Annotated in this window: 21 protein-coding genes and 2 pseudogenes; 12 read left to right on the top strand and 11 right to left on the bottom strand. The window is 71.2% G+C overall.

Annotation, left to right across the window (positions count from 1 at the left end):
• Positions 1-39 precede the first annotated feature (39 nt).
• Positions 40-1,329 (top strand): adenylosuccinate synthase, encoded by a 1,290-nt coding sequence (locus tag ACWF62_RS18705; RefSeq protein WP_378508899.1) that lies wholly within the window; start codon positions 40-42, stop codon positions 1,327-1,329.
• A 136-nt stretch (positions 1,330-1,465) separates the two neighbouring features.
• The gene (locus ACWF62_RS18700) at positions 1,466-1,864 is read left to right on the top strand and encodes a rhodanese-like domain-containing protein (protein ID WP_452630937.1); all 399 of its coding nucleotides are present in this window, start codon (positions 1,466-1,468) and stop codon (positions 1,862-1,864) included.
• Between the two features lie 8 nt (positions 1,865-1,872).
• Here ACWF62_RS18700 and ACWF62_RS18695 read toward each other — a convergent pair whose 3' ends face one another.
• Together ACWF62_RS18695 and ACWF62_RS18690 are read right to left on the bottom strand one after the other, a co-directional pair.
• Positions 1,873-2,424: a methylated-DNA--[protein]-cysteine S-methyltransferase gene (locus tag ACWF62_RS18695; RefSeq protein ID WP_452630935.1), complete on the bottom strand. Its 552-nt coding sequence runs from the start codon at positions 2,422-2,424 to the stop codon at positions 1,873-1,875.
• Between the two features lie 46 nt (positions 2,425-2,470).
• Positions 2,471-2,713, bottom strand: a complete 243-nt coding sequence (locus tag ACWF62_RS18690) for a hypothetical protein (protein WP_378508896.1) — start codon at positions 2,711-2,713, stop codon at positions 2,471-2,473.
• An 85-nt stretch (positions 2,714-2,798) separates the two neighbouring features.
• On the opposite strand from ACWF62_RS18690, the gene yczR reads away from it, so the two are divergent.
• Positions 2,799-4,250, top strand: coding sequence for a MocR-like transcription factor YczR (yczR, locus tag ACWF62_RS18685; RefSeq protein ID WP_378571203.1), 1,452 nt, complete (start codon positions 2,799-2,801; stop codon positions 4,248-4,250).
• Positions 4,251-4,358: 108 nt separating this feature from the next.
• On the opposite strand, the gene ACWF62_RS18680 is transcribed toward yczR, so the two are convergent.
• From ACWF62_RS18680 to ACWF62_RS18665, 4 genes are all read right to left on the bottom strand, one after another.
• Positions 4,359-5,288: an MBL fold metallo-hydrolase gene (locus ACWF62_RS18680; RefSeq protein WP_452630932.1), complete on the bottom strand. Its 930-nt coding sequence runs from the start codon at positions 5,286-5,288 to the stop codon at positions 4,359-4,361.
• A 112-nt stretch (positions 5,289-5,400) separates the two neighbouring features.
• Positions 5,401-6,501, bottom strand: coding sequence for a CaiB/BaiF CoA transferase family protein (locus tag ACWF62_RS18675; RefSeq protein WP_452630930.1), 1,101 nt, complete (start codon positions 6,499-6,501; stop codon positions 5,401-5,403).
• A gap of 93 nt (positions 6,502-6,594) precedes the next feature.
• Positions 6,595-7,539, bottom strand: coding sequence for an esterase/lipase family protein (locus ACWF62_RS18670; RefSeq protein WP_452630928.1), 945 nt, complete (start codon positions 7,537-7,539; stop codon positions 6,595-6,597).
• Positions 7,540-7,634: 95 nt separating this feature from the next.
• Complete coding sequence (locus ACWF62_RS18665; RefSeq protein WP_452630926.1) at positions 7,635-8,057, bottom strand: hypothetical protein; 423 nt, start codon at positions 8,055-8,057, stop codon at positions 7,635-7,637.
• A 35-nt stretch (positions 8,058-8,092) separates the two neighbouring features.
• Between ACWF62_RS18665 and ACWF62_RS18660 the strand changes: the two genes are divergently transcribed.
• Complete coding sequence (locus ACWF62_RS18660) at positions 8,093-8,575, top strand: DUF456 domain-containing protein (RefSeq protein WP_378508875.1); 483 nt, start codon at positions 8,093-8,095, stop codon at positions 8,573-8,575.
• Between the two features lie 197 nt (positions 8,576-8,772).
• Here the strand turns inward: ACWF62_RS18660 and ACWF62_RS18655 are convergent, their stop codons facing one another.
• Both ACWF62_RS18655 and ACWF62_RS18650 read right to left on the bottom strand, forming a co-directional pair.
• Complete coding sequence (locus tag ACWF62_RS18655) at positions 8,773-9,513, bottom strand: amidohydrolase family protein (RefSeq protein ID WP_378571523.1); 741 nt, start codon at positions 9,511-9,513, stop codon at positions 8,773-8,775.
• Between the two features lie 66 nt (positions 9,514-9,579).
• Entirely contained in the window at positions 9,580-10,947 is a 1,368-nt protein-coding gene (locus ACWF62_RS18650) for an FAD-dependent oxidoreductase (RefSeq protein WP_378508873.1), read from the bottom strand.
• Between the two features lie 308 nt (positions 10,948-11,255).
• On the opposite strand from ACWF62_RS18650, the gene ACWF62_RS18645 reads away from it, so the two are divergent.
• The 6 genes from ACWF62_RS18645 to ACWF62_RS18620 are packed head-to-tail and all read left to right on the top strand — an operon-like array spanning position 11,256 to position 17,006.
• Positions 11,256-11,672 (top strand): rhodanese-like domain-containing protein, encoded by a 417-nt coding sequence (locus tag ACWF62_RS18645; protein WP_378508872.1) that lies wholly within the window; start codon positions 11,256-11,258, stop codon positions 11,670-11,672.
• Complete coding sequence (locus tag ACWF62_RS18640; RefSeq protein WP_378508871.1) at positions 11,669-12,892, top strand: O-succinylhomoserine sulfhydrylase; 1,224 nt, start codon at positions 11,669-11,671, stop codon at positions 12,890-12,892. The genes ACWF62_RS18645 and ACWF62_RS18640 overlap by 4 nt, the downstream gene beginning before the upstream one ends.
• Positions 12,893-12,921: 29 nt before the next feature.
• On the top strand, positions 12,922-13,857 hold the full coding sequence (locus tag ACWF62_RS18635) for an ABC transporter substrate-binding protein (RefSeq protein ID WP_452630922.1): 936 nt from the start codon (positions 12,922-12,924) through the stop codon (positions 13,855-13,857).
• Between the two features lie 46 nt (positions 13,858-13,903).
• Entirely contained in the window at positions 13,904-14,899 is a 996-nt protein-coding gene (locus tag ACWF62_RS18630) for a FecCD family ABC transporter permease (protein WP_378508982.1), read from the top strand.
• Complete coding sequence (locus ACWF62_RS18625; RefSeq protein ID WP_378508869.1) at positions 14,896-15,666, top strand: ABC transporter ATP-binding protein; 771 nt, start codon at positions 14,896-14,898, stop codon at positions 15,664-15,666. The genes ACWF62_RS18630 and ACWF62_RS18625 overlap by 4 nt, the downstream gene beginning before the upstream one ends.
• Positions 15,666-17,006, top strand: a complete 1,341-nt coding sequence (locus ACWF62_RS18620) for a bifunctional adenosylcobinamide kinase/adenosylcobinamide-phosphate guanylyltransferase (protein WP_452630921.1) — start codon at positions 15,666-15,668, stop codon at positions 17,004-17,006. The genes ACWF62_RS18625 and ACWF62_RS18620 overlap by 1 nt, the downstream gene beginning before the upstream one ends.
• A gap of 74 nt (positions 17,007-17,080) precedes the next feature.
• Here ACWF62_RS18620 and ACWF62_RS18615 read toward each other — a convergent pair.
• The 3 genes and pseudogenes from ACWF62_RS18615 to ACWF62_RS18605 form a co-directional block, all read right to left on the bottom strand.
• Positions 17,081-17,836: pseudogene (locus ACWF62_RS18615) on the bottom strand (HAD-IIA family hydrolase); the annotation flags it as partial.
• Between the two features lie 87 nt (positions 17,837-17,923).
• Positions 17,924-18,400, bottom strand: a complete 477-nt coding sequence (locus tag ACWF62_RS18610) for a VOC family protein (protein ID WP_378508867.1) — start codon at positions 18,398-18,400, stop codon at positions 17,924-17,926.
• 90 nt (positions 18,401-18,490) lie between these two features.
• Complete coding sequence (locus tag ACWF62_RS18605) at positions 18,491-19,021, bottom strand: C40 family peptidase (protein ID WP_378508866.1); 531 nt, start codon at positions 19,019-19,021, stop codon at positions 18,491-18,493.
• Between the two features lie 169 nt (positions 19,022-19,190).
• On the opposite strand from ACWF62_RS18605, the gene ACWF62_RS18600 reads away from it, so the two are divergent.
• Positions 19,191-19,544 carry a YidH family protein gene (locus ACWF62_RS18600; RefSeq protein WP_378508865.1) on the top strand — a complete coding sequence of 118 codons (354 nt, stop codon included), beginning with the start codon at positions 19,191-19,193 and terminating at the stop codon, positions 19,542-19,544.
• Positions 19,545-19,643: 99 nt separating this feature from the next.
• Positions 19,644-19,769, top strand: a pseudogene (locus tag ACWF62_RS18595) (glucose-6-phosphate dehydrogenase (coenzyme-F420)); the annotation flags it as partial.

The following is a 19,769-nucleotide window of genomic DNA, read 5'->3' as shown; positions in this document are numbered from 1 at the left end:
GCTGAGATGCGCAGATGTCTGTCGACTCTAGGAGACGTCATGCCGGCAATCGTCCTCATCGGGGCCCAGTGGGGCGACGAGGGTAAGGGCAAAGCTACCGATCTACTGGGCGGCAGCCTGCAGTGGGTGGTCCGCTACCAGGGCGGCAACAATGCAGGCCACACCGTGGTCCTGCCGAACGGCGACAAGTTCGCGCTGCACCTGATCCCGTCCGGCATCCTCACCCCGGGTGTGAAGAACGTGATCGGCAACGGTGTCGTCGTCGACCCCGGTGTGCTGCTCGACGAGCTGGCCGGCCTGGAGGAGCGCGGGGTGGACACCTCCAACCTGCTGCTCTCCGCCGACGCGCACCTGATCATGCCGTACCACGTGGCCATCGATAAGGTCACCGAGCGCTACCTGGGGGCCAGGAAGATCGGCACCACCGGTCGCGGCATCGGCCCCTGCTATCAGGACAAGATCGCCCGCGTCGGCGTCCGGGCCGCCGATGTGCTGGACGAGAAGATCCTCACCCAGAAGGTCGAGGCCGCACTGGAATTCAAGAACCAGGTGCTGGCGAAGATCTACAACCGCAAGGCCCTCGACCCGCAGCAGGTCGTCGACGAGGTGCTCGGTCAGGCGGAGGGCTTCAAGCACCGCATCACCGACACCCGGCTCGAGCTGAACCGGGCCCTCGAACGCGGGGAGACGGTGCTGCTGGAGGGGTCGCAGGGCACGCTGCTCGACGTCGACCACGGCACCTACCCGTACGTGACGTCGTCGAACCCGACGTCGGGCGGTGCGGCCGTCGGCTCCGGCATCGGACCGACCCGGATCACCACCGTGCTCGGCATCCTCAAGGCGTACACGACCCGCGTCGGCTCCGGCCCGTTCCCGACCGAACTGTTCGACAACCACGGCGAGTACCTGGCCAAGCAGGGCGGCGAGGTCGGCGTCACCACCGGTCGCGCCCGCCGCACCGGCTGGTTCGACGCGGTGATCGCCCGCTACGCGACCCGGGTTAACGGCATCACCGACTACTTCCTCACCAAGCTCGACGTGCTGTCCGGCCTCGACACGGTGCCGATCTGCGTTGCCTACGACGTCGACGGGGTCCGGCACGACGAAATGCCGATGTCGCAGACCGAGATCCACCACGCCAAGCCGGTCTACGAGGAGATGCCCGGCTGGTGGGAGGACATTTCGCACTGCCGCACGTTCGAGGAACTGCCGGTCAACGCCAAGAACTACGTGCTGCGACTCGAGGAACTGTCCGGCGCCCGGATCTCCTGCATCGGTGTCGGCCCTGGCCGCGACGAGACGATCGTCCGGCACGACGTGCTCGCCTGATCCGTTCGCCCCGACGAGCCCGCCCGGTGTCGCACCGGGCGGGCTCGCCGCTTCCCGGTCATCCACCTCGCCGTCGTGACACCCCGGCCGGTAGCGTCGGGCGGACTAGGTTTTCGATCAGAGGGAGTGTCCGCAGGTGTTCCGTCGATTCCGGCTGCTGCTCCTTGTTGGTGCCGCGCTGTTCACCCTCGCTGCGCTCGTCACCGGATGCGCGGGCGACGGCGCCACCGGCCTGTCGGCGGCGGACGCATCCGGGACCGCGACCCCGGTCGTGCTGATCGACGTGCGAACCCCGGCCGAGTTCGCGGCCGGGCACCTCGATGGTGCCCGCAACATCGACCTGCAGTCGGCGGCGTTCGACTCCTCGATCGCGGCGCTCGACCCGGACGCTGCCTACCTCGTCTACTGCCGGTCGGGCAGTCGATCCGCGCAGGCCGTCGCCCGGATGGAGGCCGCGGGTTTCACGCGTCTCACCGATGCGGGCGGCCTTGACGCGGCGGCCGAATCCACGGGACTGCCGATCGTCACCGGCTGACCCGGTCGTCAGAACAGCGCCGGGTCGTCGAAGCCGGGGGTGTGCTCGGCCGCGAGCAGGGCCCGCTTGGTGACGGTGCCGCCGGACGCGGAGAACCCGCCGACCGCGCCGTTGGCGGCGAGCACGCGATGGCAGGGGACGACGACCGGGATCGGGTTGCGCCCCAACGCCTGCCCGACGGCCTGCGCCGCGCCGGGGCTGCCGAGCGCGGCCGCGACGTCCCCGTAGGTCCGGGTCCGGCCGGGGCCGATCGCGCGGGCAACCGCGTAGACGCGGCGGTCGAAGTCCCCGATGCCGGTCAGGTCGAGGTCGAGGTCGGCCAGGTCGTCGGACCCGCCTGCGAGCAGCGACGTGATCCGGTCGACGGCGGCACGCTGACCGGGGCCGAGGGGACGCTCCACGGCGTCGGGGAAGCAGGCGCGCAGGCGGAGGAGGGTCGCGGCGTCCGACGGCTCCGGCAGCTGCAGGCCAGCGATGCCCCGCTCGGACCAGACCAGGCCGCACCGCCCGAGGGCGGTGTCGAAGAAGGACCAGTACCGCGTCGTCACGGGTTCCAGCATGGCCGGAGTCGCCGACAACCCTCCCGGCGGAACAGTCCAGTTGGGGTCAACTGGACTGCTTTGCGGTGAGTTCGCGTCCGGCGGCGATGCCGGGGGCGCTGCGGTCGGCGGCCGCCTGCAGGTCCGCGAGGGTGCGATCGGCGTCGCGCTGGTCGGGGAGGTGTCCCGCCAGCGGTGCCGCCGGTCGAAACTGGTCGAGGCGGAAGAGGGGGGTGCCGCGGCGGCGGCCGACAAGGGCGACCGCGGTCAGCGCGGCGAGGGCGAGGGCGAAGGTGAGGAACGGGGCCATGGCCTCATCGTCGAGGGAAACTGGCATTGAAAGAAATAGCCACTTTGGCAATACTGGTCTGCATGAATCGTCAGGAGACGCCGCGATGCGGGTGATCGGCGCGTCCACCCTTGCCCGCGACCTCGGCCGGTGGCAGCCGGACGGGGTCCGCAGCCGCGCCAGCCGGTTCCCCGCCTACCGGGCCCTCGCCGACGCGGTCCGGTTGCTCATCGCCGACGGCCGGATCCCGCTCGGGGTGGCCCTGCCCAGCGAACGCGAGCTCGCCGCCGCGCTCGGCCTCAGCCGCACCACCATCACCGCCGCCTACGCCGCGCTGCGGGAGGACGGATACCTGGTCAGCAGGCAGGGGTCGCGCAGCACCGTCGCGGTCCCCGCCCGCCGGATGCCCCCGGCGAGTGACCCAATCCCCGGGCGCCTGCTCGACCTGACCTGCGCGTCCATGCCCGCGCCCGCCGACGCGCTCCGCGAGGTCTACGCCGCGGCCCTGGACGCGCTGCCCGCCCACCTCGGCGGCCACGGGCTCGCGCCGCTCGGCACCCCCGAACTGCGGGAGGCCGTTGCGCGGCGGTACCGCGACCGCGGCGTCCCCACCGACCCTGACCAGATCATGATCACCACCGGCGCCCAGCAGGCGCTCGTGCTGGTGCTCGGGTTGCTCGCCGCGCCGGGGGAGCGGGTCCTGATCGACCACCCCACCTACACGAACGGGATCGAGGCGATCCGGCGGCGCGGGGCGCTCACCGTTCCGGTGCCGCTGCGGCTGGAGGCGCGGGGCTGGGACCTTGAGGGTCTGCGCGTCGCGGCGCGGCAGTCCGCGGCGAAGCTGGCCTACCTGGTGCCCGACTTCCACAACCCGACCGGCTACTGCCTCGACGACGCGGGCCGCGCCGAACTGGTCCGGATCGCCGCCGACACCCGGATGACCCTGGTGATCGACGAGACCATGACCGACCTCGGGCTCGACGCCCCGACCCCGACCCCGGTCGCCGCGTTCGCACGGGGAACGCGGGCCGACATCGTCACCCTCGGCTCGATGTCGAAGGCCTTCTGGTCGGGGCTGCGGGTCGGGTGGATCCGCGCGGACACCGCGACGATCAACGCGCTGCTCGCGGTGCGGTCGGCGCTCGACATGGGCACCGCCGTGCTCGAGCAGCTCGCCGCGGCCCGGCTGCTCGCCGACCCCGACCGGCTGCTCGCGGCCCGGCGGCAGCAGCTCCGGGACCGGCGCGGGGCGCTGCTCGACGCGCTGGCCGCCGACCTGCCGCAGTGGCGCTGCGATCCCGGCCCCGGCGGGATGGCGCTGTGGGTGCAGCTGCCGCAGCCGCTGTCGACGGCGCTCGCCGCGACCGCACCCGCCCACGGGGTGCAGCTGTCCGCCGGCCCCCGATTCGGGGTGGAGGGCGCATTCGAGCGGTACCTGCGGCTGCCGTACGCGCTCGACGAGCAGTCGCTGCGGGCCGCGGTGCGCGGGCTGGCCGAGGCCGACCGGACGCTGTCGGGTGGTGCGGTTCCGCGTCGTCCCGCGCTGGTGATCTGACGGTCGTGGCGCCAGCGCCCGCGTGTCGGGGGCTACTCGAGGTGGCCGGGGATCGGATACCCCCGGCGATGCCTGCACCGAGGTGAGCTGGGTCTGCGTTGTCCTCTGTTACTCGATGAGCCGCTGTGCAGCGTGGTGATCGTGAGTGGGTATGACACGCACGCGGTGCCGCGCCACATGGAGGCGATGCAGTGTCGAGAAGGCGGCGTCGCGGTCGTTGTCGGCGAACCGTCCTGGAAAGCCGGTCTTTTGGCGCAGGCGATCGACTTGCTCGTAGTGCCACGCGGCGTCTCCAGCAAGCAGAACCCACCCCCGTGTCGTGCGGGCAAGGACACCGACGCTTCCGGGGGTGTGCCCAGCCAACTCGACCAGGACGACGGACCCGTCGCCAAAGACGTCATGGCTTGCCGTGAAAGTCGAGATGGGTGGCCCGTCGAGGTCGTAGGTCACGATCGTGCGGGGCGCAGACAACGAGTCCCGGACTCCGCCGTGGGGTGCTATGGCGCCGTCCATGATCCAAGCACGTTCGCTCTCCCGCAGGTGGACAGGGAGGCCTGGCATGTCCAGCAAGCCCGACACGTGATCCCAGTGAGCGTGCGTTGGCAACGCGAAATCGAGGGTGTATGGCTCGATGCGCAGCGCGTCGGCGGTGGCGATTGCCCTGCTTGTTGGTCTCATGGCCATGCGTAGTGGGCCACCAGGAAGCTCATGGAGGGCTCGTGTCTCGGGGTTGCGGCACAACCCGGGGTCGACGATGAACGTCGCGTCGGGGTGCTCGACGACGAAGGCCGTGAGGGAATTGGCGACTCTGTGCACGGTGCGCCGGCCTTCGACGATGCCGATTTCCGGTACGAGCCGGGGAATTTGGGGCAGCGGTCGGACTCTGACTGTGCGGATCCCGGTCGGCAAACCAACATCGACGATGGACTCAAGCAGTCGCCGGTCTGGTCGCCGGGGTCGCAGGCTTCCGCGCACCGATTCGGCTGCGGCGGACAAGTACTCACGCCTCTTCGGGGTGTGAACGAGTGCGCTGACCATCGGAGGTGTCTCCTTCACACGCGGGGGCGCCACCGCGACCGTCGGAAGTGCCCGATGACACCGGCGATGGTCGTGCCGCGGGACCCGGCACGACCATCGCGGGTAATTCCGGTCAGCGCCAGAGGCCGTCGATGTCGGTGGCCTCGGTCGCCGGCGGGGTCGGCAGGCCCGGCTGAGTGCGGGAGAACCGCGGCGCTGGCCGGTGCTGGACGACCCTGTCGAGCTCGACGAGCGAGCCGCGGGCCGCGATGTGCGCGTTGTCCGGGGCCTCGGCAAAGGTCAGCACCGGGGTGGTGCAGGCGTCGGTGCCGTCGAAGATCACCGCCCACTCGTCGCGGGTCTTCGACAGGAACGTCTCGGTGAGGATCTTGCGCAGATCCGGCCAGCCGTTCCGGTCGTTCTGGCCGGGCAGCGCCGCCGGATCCAGCTCAAGCAGGCGCAGCAGCTCGGCGTAGAACTGCGGCTCGATCGCCCCGACCGCCATGTACTTGCCGTCGGCGGTCTCGTAGGTGTCGTAGTAGGGGGCACCGGTGTCGAGCATGTTCACGCCGCGCTCGTCGGACCACAGGCCGGTGCCGCGGAAGCTCCAGATCATGTGCGAGAGGGCAAGAGTGCCGTCGACCATCGCCGCGTCAATGACCTGGCCCTTGCCGGAGGTCTGCCGCTCGACGAGGGCGGCGAGGATGCCGAACACCAGGAACATCGAGCCGCCACCGAAGTCGCCGACCATGTTCAGCGGCGGGACGGGGCGCTCCCCTTCACGGCCGATCGCGTGCAGCACACCGGTCAGCGAGATGTAGTTGATGTCGTGCCCCGCGGACTGCGCGAGCGGTCCCTCCTGGCCCCAGCCGGTCATCCTGCCGTACACCAGCCGCGGGTTGCGCTCAAGTGCGACATCGGGGCCCAGGCCCATCCGCTCGGTGACGCCGGGGCGAAAGCCCTCGATCAGCACGTCGGCACGCTCGAGGAGGCCGAGCACCTTCTCGATGTCGGCGGGATCCTTGAGGTTCGCCTCGACGACCCGGCGGCCACGCTGGGTCTGGTCGTGGCGGGCGTCGGGGCCCGGAATCTGCCCGGCCCGCTGCACCCGCACGACGTCGGCGCCGAGGTCGGCGAGCAGCACCGCGGCGTGCGGGCCGGGGCCGATCCCGGCCAGTTCGACGACGCGGATGCCCGCGAGCGGGCCCTTCCCTGACACAGCTTCAGCGGTCACGACTCTCCTCGTTTCTGGGGCGCGGTGCGGCCCGATCGACTGACCGTAACCCGAGACGGGGCGCCGGTGTGCCGTGGGTCACGATCGGACCGCTCACCAGTTCCCGGGGAAGAGGAACCCCTGCGGCATGCACGGAACGGGGGTCGCGTTGTCCGGGTCGAGGGCGCCAAGCACGAAACGCCACGACCGCTCGTTGTACAGCGTCGAGACGTGGTCGCTGCGGTCCTGCGGGCAGCCGTCCTGGAGCAGAATGTTGGTGACGTTCGGCCCGTCCAGGTACTGGTTCGTGTGCGGGGTGACCACCTCGTCGTACTCGGTGACGATCGTCGTGTAGGTGACCCCGGGGCGGGTGTCGCCGTTGCCGTAGACCTCCCGCTGCACCGGACTGTCCAGCGCCTGCTGGATGAGGGCGGGGGTGATCGCCTCCAGGCCGCGGTACACCGCGGGCCCCAGCGGCGGGAACATGGTGCGCATGAACACGATCCCGTTGAGCGAGGTGCCGTGATTGGACGGCGAGATGCCGACCATCTTGTCCACGTACCGGTCGCCGCCGAGCACGTTGAGGTAGTACAGCGGCATGATCCCGCCGCCCTGAGAATGCCCGACGAGGTCGACCTTCGCGGCGCCGGTGAGGGCCCGCACCTCGTCGACCTTGGCGGCCAGTTTCCGGGATCCGGACCGGATGTCGTCGAGGCCCTGGAACGGAATCTCTGACAGCCACACCGGGTTTCCGTAGTTGAACGAGAACACGCAGTAGCCGTTGTTCTTCAACAGCGGGGCGCCGGCCTGCCAGGCCAGCGACTGGTTGGTACCGGTCGGATTCACCAGAATGACCGGGTTGGGATGTTCCTCCGACGGCGTGCAGTTCGGGTCGTTCGCGCCGGGCGGTGACGCCTCCGGCAGCATGCCGACCCCAAACGCCGCCCCCAGATCGAACGGAACGGGCAACGGCCCGAACTTCACCGGATCCGCCGACGCGGTCCCCGCACCGACCGCGATCCCCGCCGCGACGACCAGTGCCGTCGTGAGCGCGCCCAAACCGAATCGTCCCCGAACTCTCACGGTGCCCCCTCGTGACTGCCGCCCGGGAATCCGGGCAACATTGCGGGGCAACCTATCACGACCGGCCGCCGCTACAGCAGGCCCGCGACGAATCCGGCGAAGAGTACCGCGAAACCGCCGATTTCGCCGACGATCAGCGCCGCCATCGACAGGTGCAGCGGGACGCCTGCGTGCGCGAACTGATTGTCGGTGTCGCGGCGGGCGCCGTGCAGGATGTAGCTGCCGATCGCGGCGACGAAGAAGCACACCACCACCGCGGCGGCGGTCAGGTTCACGCCCGTCGGCCAGGCGCTGAGCTCGACGAACACCGCGATCAACGCGGTCGCGAACGCGTACATCAGCGCGGCGCGGTGCGCGATGTCGACGTACGGGTGCGCCAGGTGGTTCTCCGAGGTCGCCATCTGCCGGTACTTCCAGACGCCGAGGCCGAGCGCCAACAGGAAGATCAACCCGGCCGCCAGCAGTGTCATGGTGGTGTCGATGCCCAGTTCCATGGCCGACCATCCTGCCCTCTGGCACAGTGACGCCCGTGAGTGCGGGTGCGGAGGTACTGGTCGGGCTGGCGATCCTGGTCGGATTGGTCGGCGTCGTGCTGCCGATCCTGCCCGGTGCGCTCCTGATCCTCGGGGCGATCGGGGTGTGGGCGGTCGTGGAGGGAACCGCAACGGCCTGGGCGGTGTTCGGTGTCGCCGCCGCGCTGCTCGTGATCTCGGGGGTCGTCAAGTACACCTGGCCGGGCAGGCGGATGCGGGACGCCGGGGTCCCGAACCGGTCGCTGGTGATCGGGGCCCTGCTCGGCATCGTCGGGTTCTTCGTGATCCCGGTGATCGGCCTGCTGCTCGGGTTCCTGCTCGGCACCTACCTGTCGGAGGCGCAGCGGCACCGCACCCACGCCGACGCGTGGCGGTCGACCGTGCACGCGACCAAAGCGGTGGGCCTGTCGATCCTGGTGGAGTTGCTCGGCGCGCTGCTGGCGTCCGGCGTCTGGCTGGCCGCCGTCGCACTGGTCTGACCGCGTCACCCCGGCCTGACCGCGTCGCACTGACCTGACCGCGTCGCACTGACCTGACCGCGTCACCCCGGCCTGACCGAATGTGGGATTCGGTCACATGAAGTGACCGAATCCCACATTCGGTCAGGCGGGTGGGCGGTCTGGCGGGCCGGGCGACACGGTCAGGGGGTGGGTGGTCTGGCGGGCCGGGTGGGTGGTCAGATGCGGTAGAAGGCGCGGGCGTTGCCGCCGAGCACGGCGTCGAGGTCGGCACCGACCGCGTCCGCGACGGTCTCGAGGTCGCGCTGCTGGTAGGCCCGACGCGCGCGGGTGCCGGGCAGGTCGGTGCCGAACATCAGCGCGGTGGGGTTGACGGTGTGGATGCGGCGCAGGGCGTCGCCGACGTTGTCCATCGTGGCCCGCCCGAAACCGGTCGCCTTGACCTTCGCGCCGCGGTCGACGAGGTCGAGCAGGTAGGGCAGGCCGCGGGTGGACATCCCGAGGTGGTCGATGCTGACGGCGGGCAACTTCTTGAACACCGGCTCGAGCGAGAGCAGCAGCGTCGCGTCCACATAGAACTCGGCGTGCCAGCCGGCCAGGTCCCAGGCGCGCAGCGCCTGCGTGGTCAGCAGTTTCAGGTCGGTGGCGCTGCGCCTGAGGTTGAAGCGGACGGCCCGGACCCCCGCACCGTCGAGGGCGAGAATGTCCTCGTCGGTGGCGTCCGGGTCGAGCTGGGCGACCCCCACCCAGCCCGGCCCGAGCTCGGCGAGCGCCGCGACCAGATAGTCCTGGTCGGTGCCCTGATACGACGCGGTCACGACGGCGCCGCCGTCGACGCTCACCCCGAGGTCGGCCGCCCGGGCCCGGTAGTCGGCGATGGTGAACGGCTCCGGCAGGTAGCCGTGATTCTCGACCAGCGGAAATCGCGGATCGATGATGTGAACGTGCGCGTCAAACACAGATGAAGCATGCCCTGTCGATGACGCGAGCGTGGCCTCCGGGAGGCCACGCTCGCGCATGGTTGTCTACTGCTGCGACGCGCGCAGCATGTCCTCGCGTTCGACGACCTTGATGCGTTCGCGGCCGTGCGGCTCGCCGAGGCTGCGCTCGTGGGCGTCGAGCCGGTACCAGCCGTCCCAGGTGGTGTACGGCAGGTTCTTCGCCTCCAGGAATTCGATGATCGCGTTCTCGTCGGGGGAGGCGGCGCCCGCGAAGGTCGGGGCGTCGGCGAGCAGGTTCGCGACGGTCTCGTTGGCGTCGCCCTTGGTGTGCCCGATCAGGCCGACGGGGCCGCGCTTGATCCAGCCGGTGACGTAGGTGCCCGCGATGTGCGTGCCGTCCTCGCCGATGACGCGGCCCGCCTCGTTGGGGACGGTCCCCGCCTGGTCGTCGAACGGCAGCTTCGCGATGTTCTGCGACAGGTAGCCGACGGCGCGGTACACGGCCGTCACGTCCCAGTCGTTGAACCTGCCGGTGCCGCGGACGTTGCCGGTGCCGTCGAGTTCGGTGCGCTCGGTGCGCAGGCCGACGACCTTGCCGTCCTCGCCGAGCACCTCGGTGGGCGACTCGAAGAAGTGCAGGAACAGCTTGTGCGGGCGGTCGCCCGCGTCGCGGATCGCCCAGTCCTGCAGGGTGTTGGCGACCATGTCGACCTGCTTCGAGTTGCGGCGCGCCTGCTCGGAGCCCTCGTCGTAGTCGATGTCCTCGGGGTCGACGATCACCTCGATGGTCGGGGAGTGGTCGAGTTCACGCAGCTCGAGCGGCGTGAACTTGGCCTGGGCCGGTCCGCGGCGGCCGAAGACGTGCACCTCGACGGCCTTGTTGCCCTTGAGTCCCTCGTAGACGTTCGCGGGGATCTCGGTGGGCAGCAGTTCGTCGCCGGTCTTGGCGAGCACCCGGGCGATGTCGAGGGCGACGTTGCCGACACCGAGGACGGCGACCTTCTCGGCCTCGAGCGGCCACTCGCGCGGCACGTCGGGGTGGCCGTCGTACCAGGACACGAAGTCGGCGGCGCCGTAGCTGCCGTCGAGGTCGATGCCGGGGATGTTCAGGGCGCGGTCCGCGTTGGCGCCGGTGGAGAAGATCACCGCGTCGTAGAAGGTGCGCAGGTCGTCGAGGGTGATGTCGGTGCCGTAGTCGAGGTTGCCGAGCAGGCGGACCTGGGGCTTGTCGAGCACCTTGTGCAGGGCGGTGATGATGCCCTTGATGCGGGGGTGGTCGGGGGCGACGCCGTAGCGGATCAGTCCGAAGGGGGCGGGCATGCGTTCGAAGAGGTCGATGCTGATGCCGCGGTCGGCGGCGGTGTCGGACTTCATGAGGGCGTCGGCGGCGTAGATGCCTGCGGGGCCGGCGCCGACGATGGCCACTCGGAGCGGACGATTCTGGTCAGTCATCTCGAACGAACTACCTTTGCGACTAGCGGACGGACGGTTCGGTGTGCGGACCGGATCGCAGGGGCCGTGCCTCGGGCGTACCGCCGCGGTCCCCAGCTTACTGAGCCGTACCTAACTTGTGTGGGCGGCCTGGGTCGACCCCTCAACTGTCGATACTCCGCCGCCGCGGCCCCCTTCGCTAGGGCAGCGCGTCTTGAGGGGCCACAACCCGGGTTTGTGGCGGGTCCGGTCCCCGCAGATTCCGCGGTCCCGACCGCCGCGGGGGTCGTGGCGTGAACCGGTTTCCGGGGCTGTGAAAAACTGAGGCCATGAGCTATGCAGGCGACCTGACTCCGCAGCAGGCATGGGACCTGCTGCGCGAGCATCCCAAGGCGGTCCTGGTCGACGTCCGCACCGATGCGGAGTGGCGGTTCGTCGGTCTTCCCGACACCGCCGAACTCGGCCGCCCGCCGATCCTGATCGAGTGGGTGTCGGTCGCCGGAGCGCGCAACGACGACTTCGTCGGCCAGCTCAGGGGCGCCGGAATCGCCGGCGGCGAGGACGCCGAGGTGATCTTCCTGTGCCGGTCGGGGCAGCGGTCCATCGGAGCCGCGGAGGCCGCGACCGCCGCCGGGATCGGCCCGTCCTACAACGTGCTCGACGGGTTCGAAGGCGGTCTCGACGAGCACGGTCATCGTGGCGGTGCCGGGTGGCGTGCCGTCGGACTCTCGTGGAGGCAGTCGTGAGTGGAATCCCCCGTGGTGGCGCGTTTTCGAGGGCGTTGCCGGACACCGTCCGTCCGGCGACGCTCGGCGTCCGCGCCGGTGTGCTCCGCTCCGGCTTCGAGGAGACCTCCGAGGCCATCTACCTGAATTCCGGGTTCGTGTACGAGTCGGCGGAGGCCGCCGAGCAGGCCTTCACCGGCGAGGTCGACCACTTCGTCTACTCCCGGTACGGCAACCCGACCGTCACCATGTTCGAGGAGCGGCTGCGCCTGCTCGACGGGGCCGAGGGCGCCTTCGCGACCGCGTCCGGCATGTCCGCGGTGTTCACCGCGCTGGCGGCGCTGCTCGGCAAGGGGGACCGCCTCGTCGCGGCCCGCAGCCTGTTCGGGTCGTGCTTTGTGGTCTGCAACGAGATCCTGCCCCGGTGGGGGGTCGAGACGGTGTTCGTCGACGGCGAGGACCTCGACCAGTGGGAACAGGCGCTGTCGGTGCCGACCACCGCGGTCTTCTTCGAGACGCCGTCGAACCCGATGCAGACCCTCGTCGACGTTCGCCGGGTGTCGGAGATGGCGCACGCCGCTGGCGCGACCGTCGTCCTCGACAACGTGTTCGCGACGCCGCTGCTGCAGCGCAGCCTCGACCTCGGCGCCGACGTCGTCGTGTACTCGGGCACCAAGCACATCGACGGTCAGGGCCGCGTCCTCGGCGGTGCGATCCTCGGCCCAACGGACTACATCGACGGCCCGGTCAAGAACCTGATCCGGCACACCGGCCCGTCGCTGAGCCCGTTCAACGCGCACACCCTGCTCAAGGGGCTCGAGACGATGCCGTTGCGGGTGCAGCACTCCACCGACACCGCGCTGCGGATCGCCCGGTTCCTCGAGGCGGACGACGCGATCAGCTGGGTGAAGTACCCGTACCTCGAGTCGCACCCGCAGTACGACCTTGCCCGATCGCAGATGAGCGGCGGCGGCACCGTCGTCACGTTCGAGCTGGCCGCGGGCGAGGGGGAGGGCAAGAAGAAGGCGTTCGAGCTGCTGAACAAGCTGCGCATCGTGGACATCTCGAACAATCTCGGCGACTCCAAGTCGCTGATCACCCACCCGGCGACGACGACGCACCGCGCGATGGGGCCGGAGGGCCGGGCCGCGATCGGCCTGTCCGACGGTGTCGTCCGGCTCTCGGTCGGCCTGGAGGACCCCGAGGACCTGCTCGAGGACCTCGCGCAGGCGTTGCGCTGACCGTGCGGACGTCGGCGGTGGTGCAGCGGGTGTCGTGGCCCCGGCGGTCGGTGGTCGCGCTGGCCGCCGTCGTCGCGGTGGTGTCCGGCTGCGCCAGCACCGGTGACGGCGCAGGCGACCCGGCGCCGACCTCGGGCGGCGCGTTCCCGGTGACGGTGCCGTCGGGGGACGGCGACGTGACCCTCGCCGAGCGGCCCGACGCGATCATCTCGCTCAGCCCGTCCGCGACCGAGACCCTGTGGGCGGTCGGGGCGGGGGAGCAGGTGGTGGCCGTCGACGACCGGTCCGACCACCCCGCCGGGGTTCCCACCACCGACCTGTCCGGGTTCTCGCCGAACGTGGAGGCCATCCTCGGCCGCAACCCGGACCTGGTGATCGCGTCGGATGACCTCGGCGGCCTGGTGTCCGGCCTTGCCGCGGCGGGGGTGCCGACCCTGCTGCTGCCCGCCGCGCAGACCCTCGACGACGCGTACGAGCAGGTGGAACGCGTCGGTGTCGCCACCGGCCATGCCGATGAGGGGCGGGACCTGGCCGCGTCGATGCGGGAGCAGATCGACGCGGTCGTCGCCGCGACCCCGCGGCGGGACGCGCCGCTGCGGTACTTCCATGAACTCGACGACACCCTCTACACCGTCACCGGCGACACCTTCCTCGGTCAGGTCTACGGCCGGTTCGGGCTCGAGTCCATCGCCGACGGCACGGCCGGCGACCAGTACCCGCAGCTATCTACCGAGTTCGTGGTCGCCGCGGACCCCGACCTGGTCTTCCTCGCCGACGGCCAGTGCTGCGGCGTCACCCCGACGACGGTCGCGGCGCGACCGGGCTGGGCGGGGATGCGGGCCGTCACCACCGGGCAGGTGCACGTCCTCGACGAGGACCTCGCCAGCCGATGGGGGCCCCGGGTGGTGGACCTGGTCCGCGAGATCGGCGCGGTGGTGTCCGCGCAACCGGTCGCGGCGCGGTGACCCCGCGGTGGCCCTCGTCGGAGTGACCAGGACCGGGCGGGGCCCGATCCTCGCCGTCGCGGTGGTGCTGCTGCTCGCCGCGCTGGCCGTCGGGGTCACGGTCGGTCCGGCCGGGTTGACCGTGCGCGCGGTGCTGCTCGGCCTGCTCGACGCGCTCCCCGGGGTGGACGTCGACTCCGGTCTCACCGCGCAGCAGCACGCGATCCTGTGGCAGATCCGGTTGCCGCGGGTGGTGTTGGGCGCGGTGGTCGGCGCGACCCTCGCGCTCGCGGGCGCCGCCTACCAGGGGGTGTTCCGCAATCCGCTCGCCGACCCGTTTCTGCTCGGCGTCTCCAGTGGCGCCGGGCTCGGTGCGACCGTGGCGATCGTGTCCGGAATCGCGATGGGCTCCTTCGGGATTCCGGCCGCCGCCTTTCTCGGTGGGGTCGTCGCGGTTGCCGCAACCTACCTGCTCGGCCGCGGGATGGGGGGAGCGCGCAGCGAGGTCGTCATCATCCTCGCCGGGGTCGCGGTCGCCGCGTTCGCCAATGCGGCGCAGACGTTCCTGCAGCAGCAGCACGACGACACCCTGCGTCAGGTGTACAACTGGCTGCTCGGCAGGCTGAGCACCGACGGGTGGACGCAGGTCGTGATGGTGCTGCCGTACGTTCTGGTCGCGGTGGTCGTGATCGGCCTGCACCGGCGCGTCCTGGATGTGATGGCGGTCGGGGACACCGAGGCCGCCTCGCTGGGGGTGCATCCGGCGCGGGTCCGGCTGACCCTGGTCGCCGCCGCGACCCTGGGCACCGCGGCGGTCGTGTCGGTCAGCGGCCTGATCGGTTTCGTGGGAATCGTGGTGCCGCACGCGATCCGGCTCGTCGTCGGGCCCGGTCACCGGTTGCTGCTGCCGCTGTCGCTGCTGCTCGGTGCCGCGTTCCTCGTCCTCGCGGACGTGCTGGCCCGGACGGTCATGTCGCCAGCGGAACTGCCGATCGGGGTGGTCACCGCCGCGATCGGGGCCCCGTTCTTCCTGCTGGTGCTGCGGCGGGGGCGGGCGACGTGATCGCCTGCCGCGGGCTGCGGGTCCGCCTCGGCAGGGCGACCGTGCTCGACGGGGTCGACCTGGCGGTGGACCAGGGCGAGTGGGTCGCCGTGGTCGGGCCGAACGGCGCGGGCAAGACCACCCTGCTGCACGCGGTGGCTGGGCTGGTCCCCGCGACGGGGGAGGTGCGCGTCGGCGGGCACGACCCGGCGGTGGCGCCGCGCCGCACCATGTCCCGGACCGTGGCGCTGATGCCGCAGCGGCCCGTCGTCCCGGACGGGGTGAGCGTGCGCGAGCTGATCCTGCTCGGCCGCACCCCGCACCTGTCCCGGTTCGGCACCGAGACCGCGACCGACCACGCCGTCGTCGACGACCTCCTCGAACGGCTCGAATTGCATGCCCTCGCAGCGCGGTCCGCGACCGACCTGTCGGGCGGGGAGTTGCAGCGGGTGGTGCTGGCCCGCGCGCTCGCACAGCAGCCGCGGGTACTGCTCCTCGACGAACCGACCAGCGCCCTCGACATCGGACACCAGCAGCAGGTGCTCGACCTGGTGCACACGCTGCGGGCCGCGGACGGGCTGACCGTCGTCGCGGCCATGCACGACCTCACCCTCGCTGGCCAGTACGGGCGTCGGATCGTGATGCTCGCCGACGGCGGTGTCGTCGCGGACGGCACCCCCGCCGAGGTGCTGACCGCGGAGCGGATCCGGGCGGTGTACGACGCGCGGGTGGAGGTCCTGCACCGGCCGGACGGCCCCGTCGTGCTGCCGATCGGGCCGGGAACCTGATGGAGGTCGTGCTGCTCGGGACCGGTGCCGCCGACGGGTGGCCCAACCCGTTCTGTGGCTGCGCATCCTGCCTGACCCTGCTGCGGCGCGGCGAGATCCGCGCCCAGACCGCTGCCCTCGTCGACGACGTGCTGCTGCTCGACTGCGGACCGGAGGTTCCCCGGGCCGCCGCGCACGCGGGCCGCTCGCTGGCCCGGGTGCGGCACCTGCTGCTCACCCACGCCCACCCCGACCACACCGGGCCGTTGGCGCTGCTGATGCGGTCCTGGGTGAGCGCGGAACCGCTGGAGGTGATCGGACCGCCGGAGGCGCTGGACCTGTGCCGGGACTGGGTCGGCCCCGACGAGCCGGTGCGGTGGGTACCCGTCGCGCCGGGGGCGTCGCTGCGGGTCGGTGAGCACCGGGTGCGGGTGCTGCCCGCCGCCCACCGGGTGATCCGGGACGGCGACGCGGTGCTGTACGAGGTCGAGGCCGTCGACGGTCGGAAACTGTTGTGGGCCACCGACACCGGTCCGTTGCCCGAGGCGACACTCGATGCGGTGCGCGGCGCCCGGTACGACGCGGTGTTCCTCGAGGAGACCTTCGGGGACCTTGCCGAGCACGCGCCCGACCACCTCGACCTGCGGACGTTCCCGCGCGTGCTCGCCGCGCTTCGCGAGGCCGGAGCCGTCGTCGACGGCACCGAGGTCATCGCCGTGCACCTGAGCCACCACAATCCGGTCGACCTGCCGGACAGGTTGCGGCCGTGGGGGGCTCGCGTCGTCGACGACGGGACGGTGGTGACCGTGGGAGATCGGGTGCCGGACGGGGCGCCGGCGCGCCGGACCCTGGTGCTCGGCGGCGCCCGCGCGGGCAAGTCCACGCACGCCGAGCGGCTGCTCGCCGACCGCGACGACGTGCTGTTCGTGGCGACCGGCGGACCGGCGGGCGACGACGCCGAGTGGGCGTCCCGGATCGCCGCGCACCGGGCGTCGCGCCCGGCGCCGTGGCGGACCGTCGAGACCGACGACCTGGTCGGGGTGCTGCGGGCGGCGACCGGGCCGGTGCTCGTCGACTGCCTCGGCACCTGGCTGACCCGGCGCATCGACGCGGCCGGGGCATGGATGGACGAGACGGCCTGGGGCGCAGTGCACGCCGACGTGGACGCGTTGCTGAGCGCGTGGCGGGCGGTTCGGGTTCCGGTCGTCGCGGTGAGCAACGAGGTCGGCAGCGGCGTCGTCCCCGCCACCGCAGCAGGTCGCCGCTTCCGGGACGAGCTCGGCAGGCTCAACGCAGCGGTCGCCGCCGAGTCCGAGTCGGTGGTCCTGGTCGTCGCCGGCCGTTCGGTTCCCCTCCGCTGACCCCGGCCGCGGGTTTCTTGATGTTCCCTTTGGTGACGCCGAGTGGGCCAATGTGGCCTCCCCGAACCCCAAGGGAACGGGGTGGCTGTTCGGCCCAACAAGTCGGCGACCGAGTCGAGCACCAGCGTCGGGCGGTAGGGAAACGCCTCGACGGTGCTCCTTCCGGAGATGCCGGTGAGCACCAGGATCGTCTGCAGGCCCGCCTCCAGTCCCGAAACGATGTCGGTGTCCATCCGGTCGCCGATCATCAGCGTGTGCTCGGAGTGCGCCCCGATCGCCCGCAGCGCCGACCGCATCATCAGCGGGTTCGGCTTGCCGACGTAGTACGGGTCGCGGCCGGTGGCCCGGGTGATCAGGGCGGCGACCGAACCGGTGGCGGGCAGGGACCCGTCGCGGGACGGGCCGGTGGCGTCCGGGTTGGTCGCGATGAACCGCGCCCCGCGCTCGACCAACCGGATCGCGGTCGTGATCGCCTCGAACGAGTAGGTGCGGGTCTCGCCGAGGACCACGTAGTCGGGGTCGTTGTCGGTGAGCACGTACCCGATGTCGTGCAGGGCGGTGGTCAGGCCGGACTCGCCGACGACGTAGGCGGTGCCGTTCGGGCGCTGATTGTGCAGGAAGGTCGCGGTCGCGAGCGCGGACGTCCAGAGCGACTTCTCCGGGATGTCGAGGCCGGACTGCAGCAGTCGGGCATGCAGGTCGCGGGGCGTGCGGATGGAGTTGTTGGTGAGCACGACGAACGGGGTTCCGGACTCCTGCAGTTCGGTCAGGAACGCGTCGGCGCCGGGCACCAGGTGCTCCTCGTGGACCAGGACCCCGTCCATGTCCATCAGATACGTCCAGCCGGGGGCCTGCGCGTCGGTGGTCACCCGTCCAGTGTGCGCGCCAGCCCACCGCCGCGCGCGTGGGGACGACACCTATTCGCCGTCGTACGCCCTCTGCAACGCGCCGATGTCGAGCTTGCGCATCTGCATCATCGCCGCGACGGCCCGCTGGGCGCCCGCGGCGTCGGGGCCGCCGAGGATGGCGGGCAACGCCGACGGCACGATCTGCCAGGACAATCCGAACCTGTCCTTGAGCCAGCCGCATTGCGACTCCTCGCCGCCGTCGGCGGTGAGCGCCTCCCAGTAGCGGTCGACCTCGGCCTGGTCGGCGCAGTCCACCTGGAACGAGATCGCCTCGGTGAACGAGAACTCCGGCCCGCCGTTGAGCGCGGTGAAGTCCTGACCGTTCAGGGTGAACGCGACGGTCATCGCGGTGCCCGCAGGTTTGGGCATGCCCTCCCCGTACCGGCTGATCTCGCCGATCGACGAGTTCGCGAAGATTCCGGTGTAGAAGGCCGCTGCCTCCTCGGCCTGCGAGTCGAACCACAAACAGGGCGTGAACTTCTGCATGACGGTCGGTCCTCTCGGTGCGATGTCGCGTGGACGTCGGTGTCCTCACATGGACTGACCGGAACCGCGGCCCGAACTCATCGGGTCCGGTCAGAACCGGCGGATCTGGTTGATCGGCGGCATCTGCGACAGCGGCATCAACCCGACCGGCACCCCGGCGCCGTACGCGTTGAACACCTGACCGAACCCGGCGTAGATGCCGACGTGATCGTTCGCGGCCCGGAAGGTGATGATGTCGCCGGGTGCCAGCGCCGCGAATGGAATCGGGGTGCCCGCCCACGCCTGGTCCTGACTGACCCGGGGCAATTGCACGCCCGCCTGCCGGAACGCCCACTGGACCAGGCCGGAGCAGTCCCAGGCGTTCGGTCCGACGCCGCCCCACAGGTACGGCTTCCCGGTTTGGGTGGTCGCGGCGGCGAGGGCGGTCAATCCGGCTGGCGAGGAGATCGGCAGGGGAATCGCCGAGCTGCCCGCGCTGACCGAGCCCGAGGAACTGCCCGAACTGCCGGCGCTGCCGACGGCGAGGGCAGGCGCCGCGGGCAGGGTAACCGCGCAGAGCGTCAGGGCAGCCGCGGCGCCTGCACGCCTCAGGTGACTTGTTCGTCGATGCGATGAGTTCACGGGCACGTCCTCCTCGGTCGGACACGGACAGCGGTCACTAGGTGGATCACGATCGGGTGGCGGTGTGTTACAGATCACGGCCATTGTCGCCCGAATCGTCACCTCCGTCCTGCCGAGCGCCGCCGCGCGTGGCCCGGCGCGCGACCTCCCGCCGTGACACGATGAGCCGGTGGCCGACGCCCCGAACCCACCGCCGAACCGCCCCGACGAGCGGTTCACCCTCGCCAGCGAGCGCACCTTCCTTGCCTGGATCCGCACCTCGCTCGGCCTGCTCGCCGGCGGCATCGCGATGGTGCACCTGGTCCCCGAGTTCGGCACCGGCTGGGTGCGCACCCTGCTCGGACTCGTCCTGATCCTCCTCGCGGTCGCGGCGCCGATCGCCGGGCTACACCGGTGGCTGCAGGTGCGGCGCGCGCTCGAGGCGGGTGCGCCGATGCCGGAGGAACGCGACCTGTGGGTGTTCGCCGTCGCGATCGCCGGGGTCGCGGCCTTCGCCGCCGTCGTCACCGTGCTCGGGTCCTGAGCGACCGGTCGGCCCCACTGCCGCATCGGTCCGGCGATTCGTTTAGCGTCGCGAGAGGCGCCGCGTCGGGCGGCAGCACCCCAGATCCCAGGAGGAACGGTGGCACTCAAGCTCGGGTACAAGGCGTCGACGGAGCAGTTCGGGCCGCGGGAGTTGGTGGAGTTGGCGGTCCTCGCGGAGGAGCGGGGGATGGATTCGGCGACGGTGTCGGATCATTTTCAGCCG

The organism is Rhodococcus sp. NPDC054953 (assembly GCF_053609225.1).
This window is presented reverse-complemented; position numbering and strand designations above follow the sequence as displayed.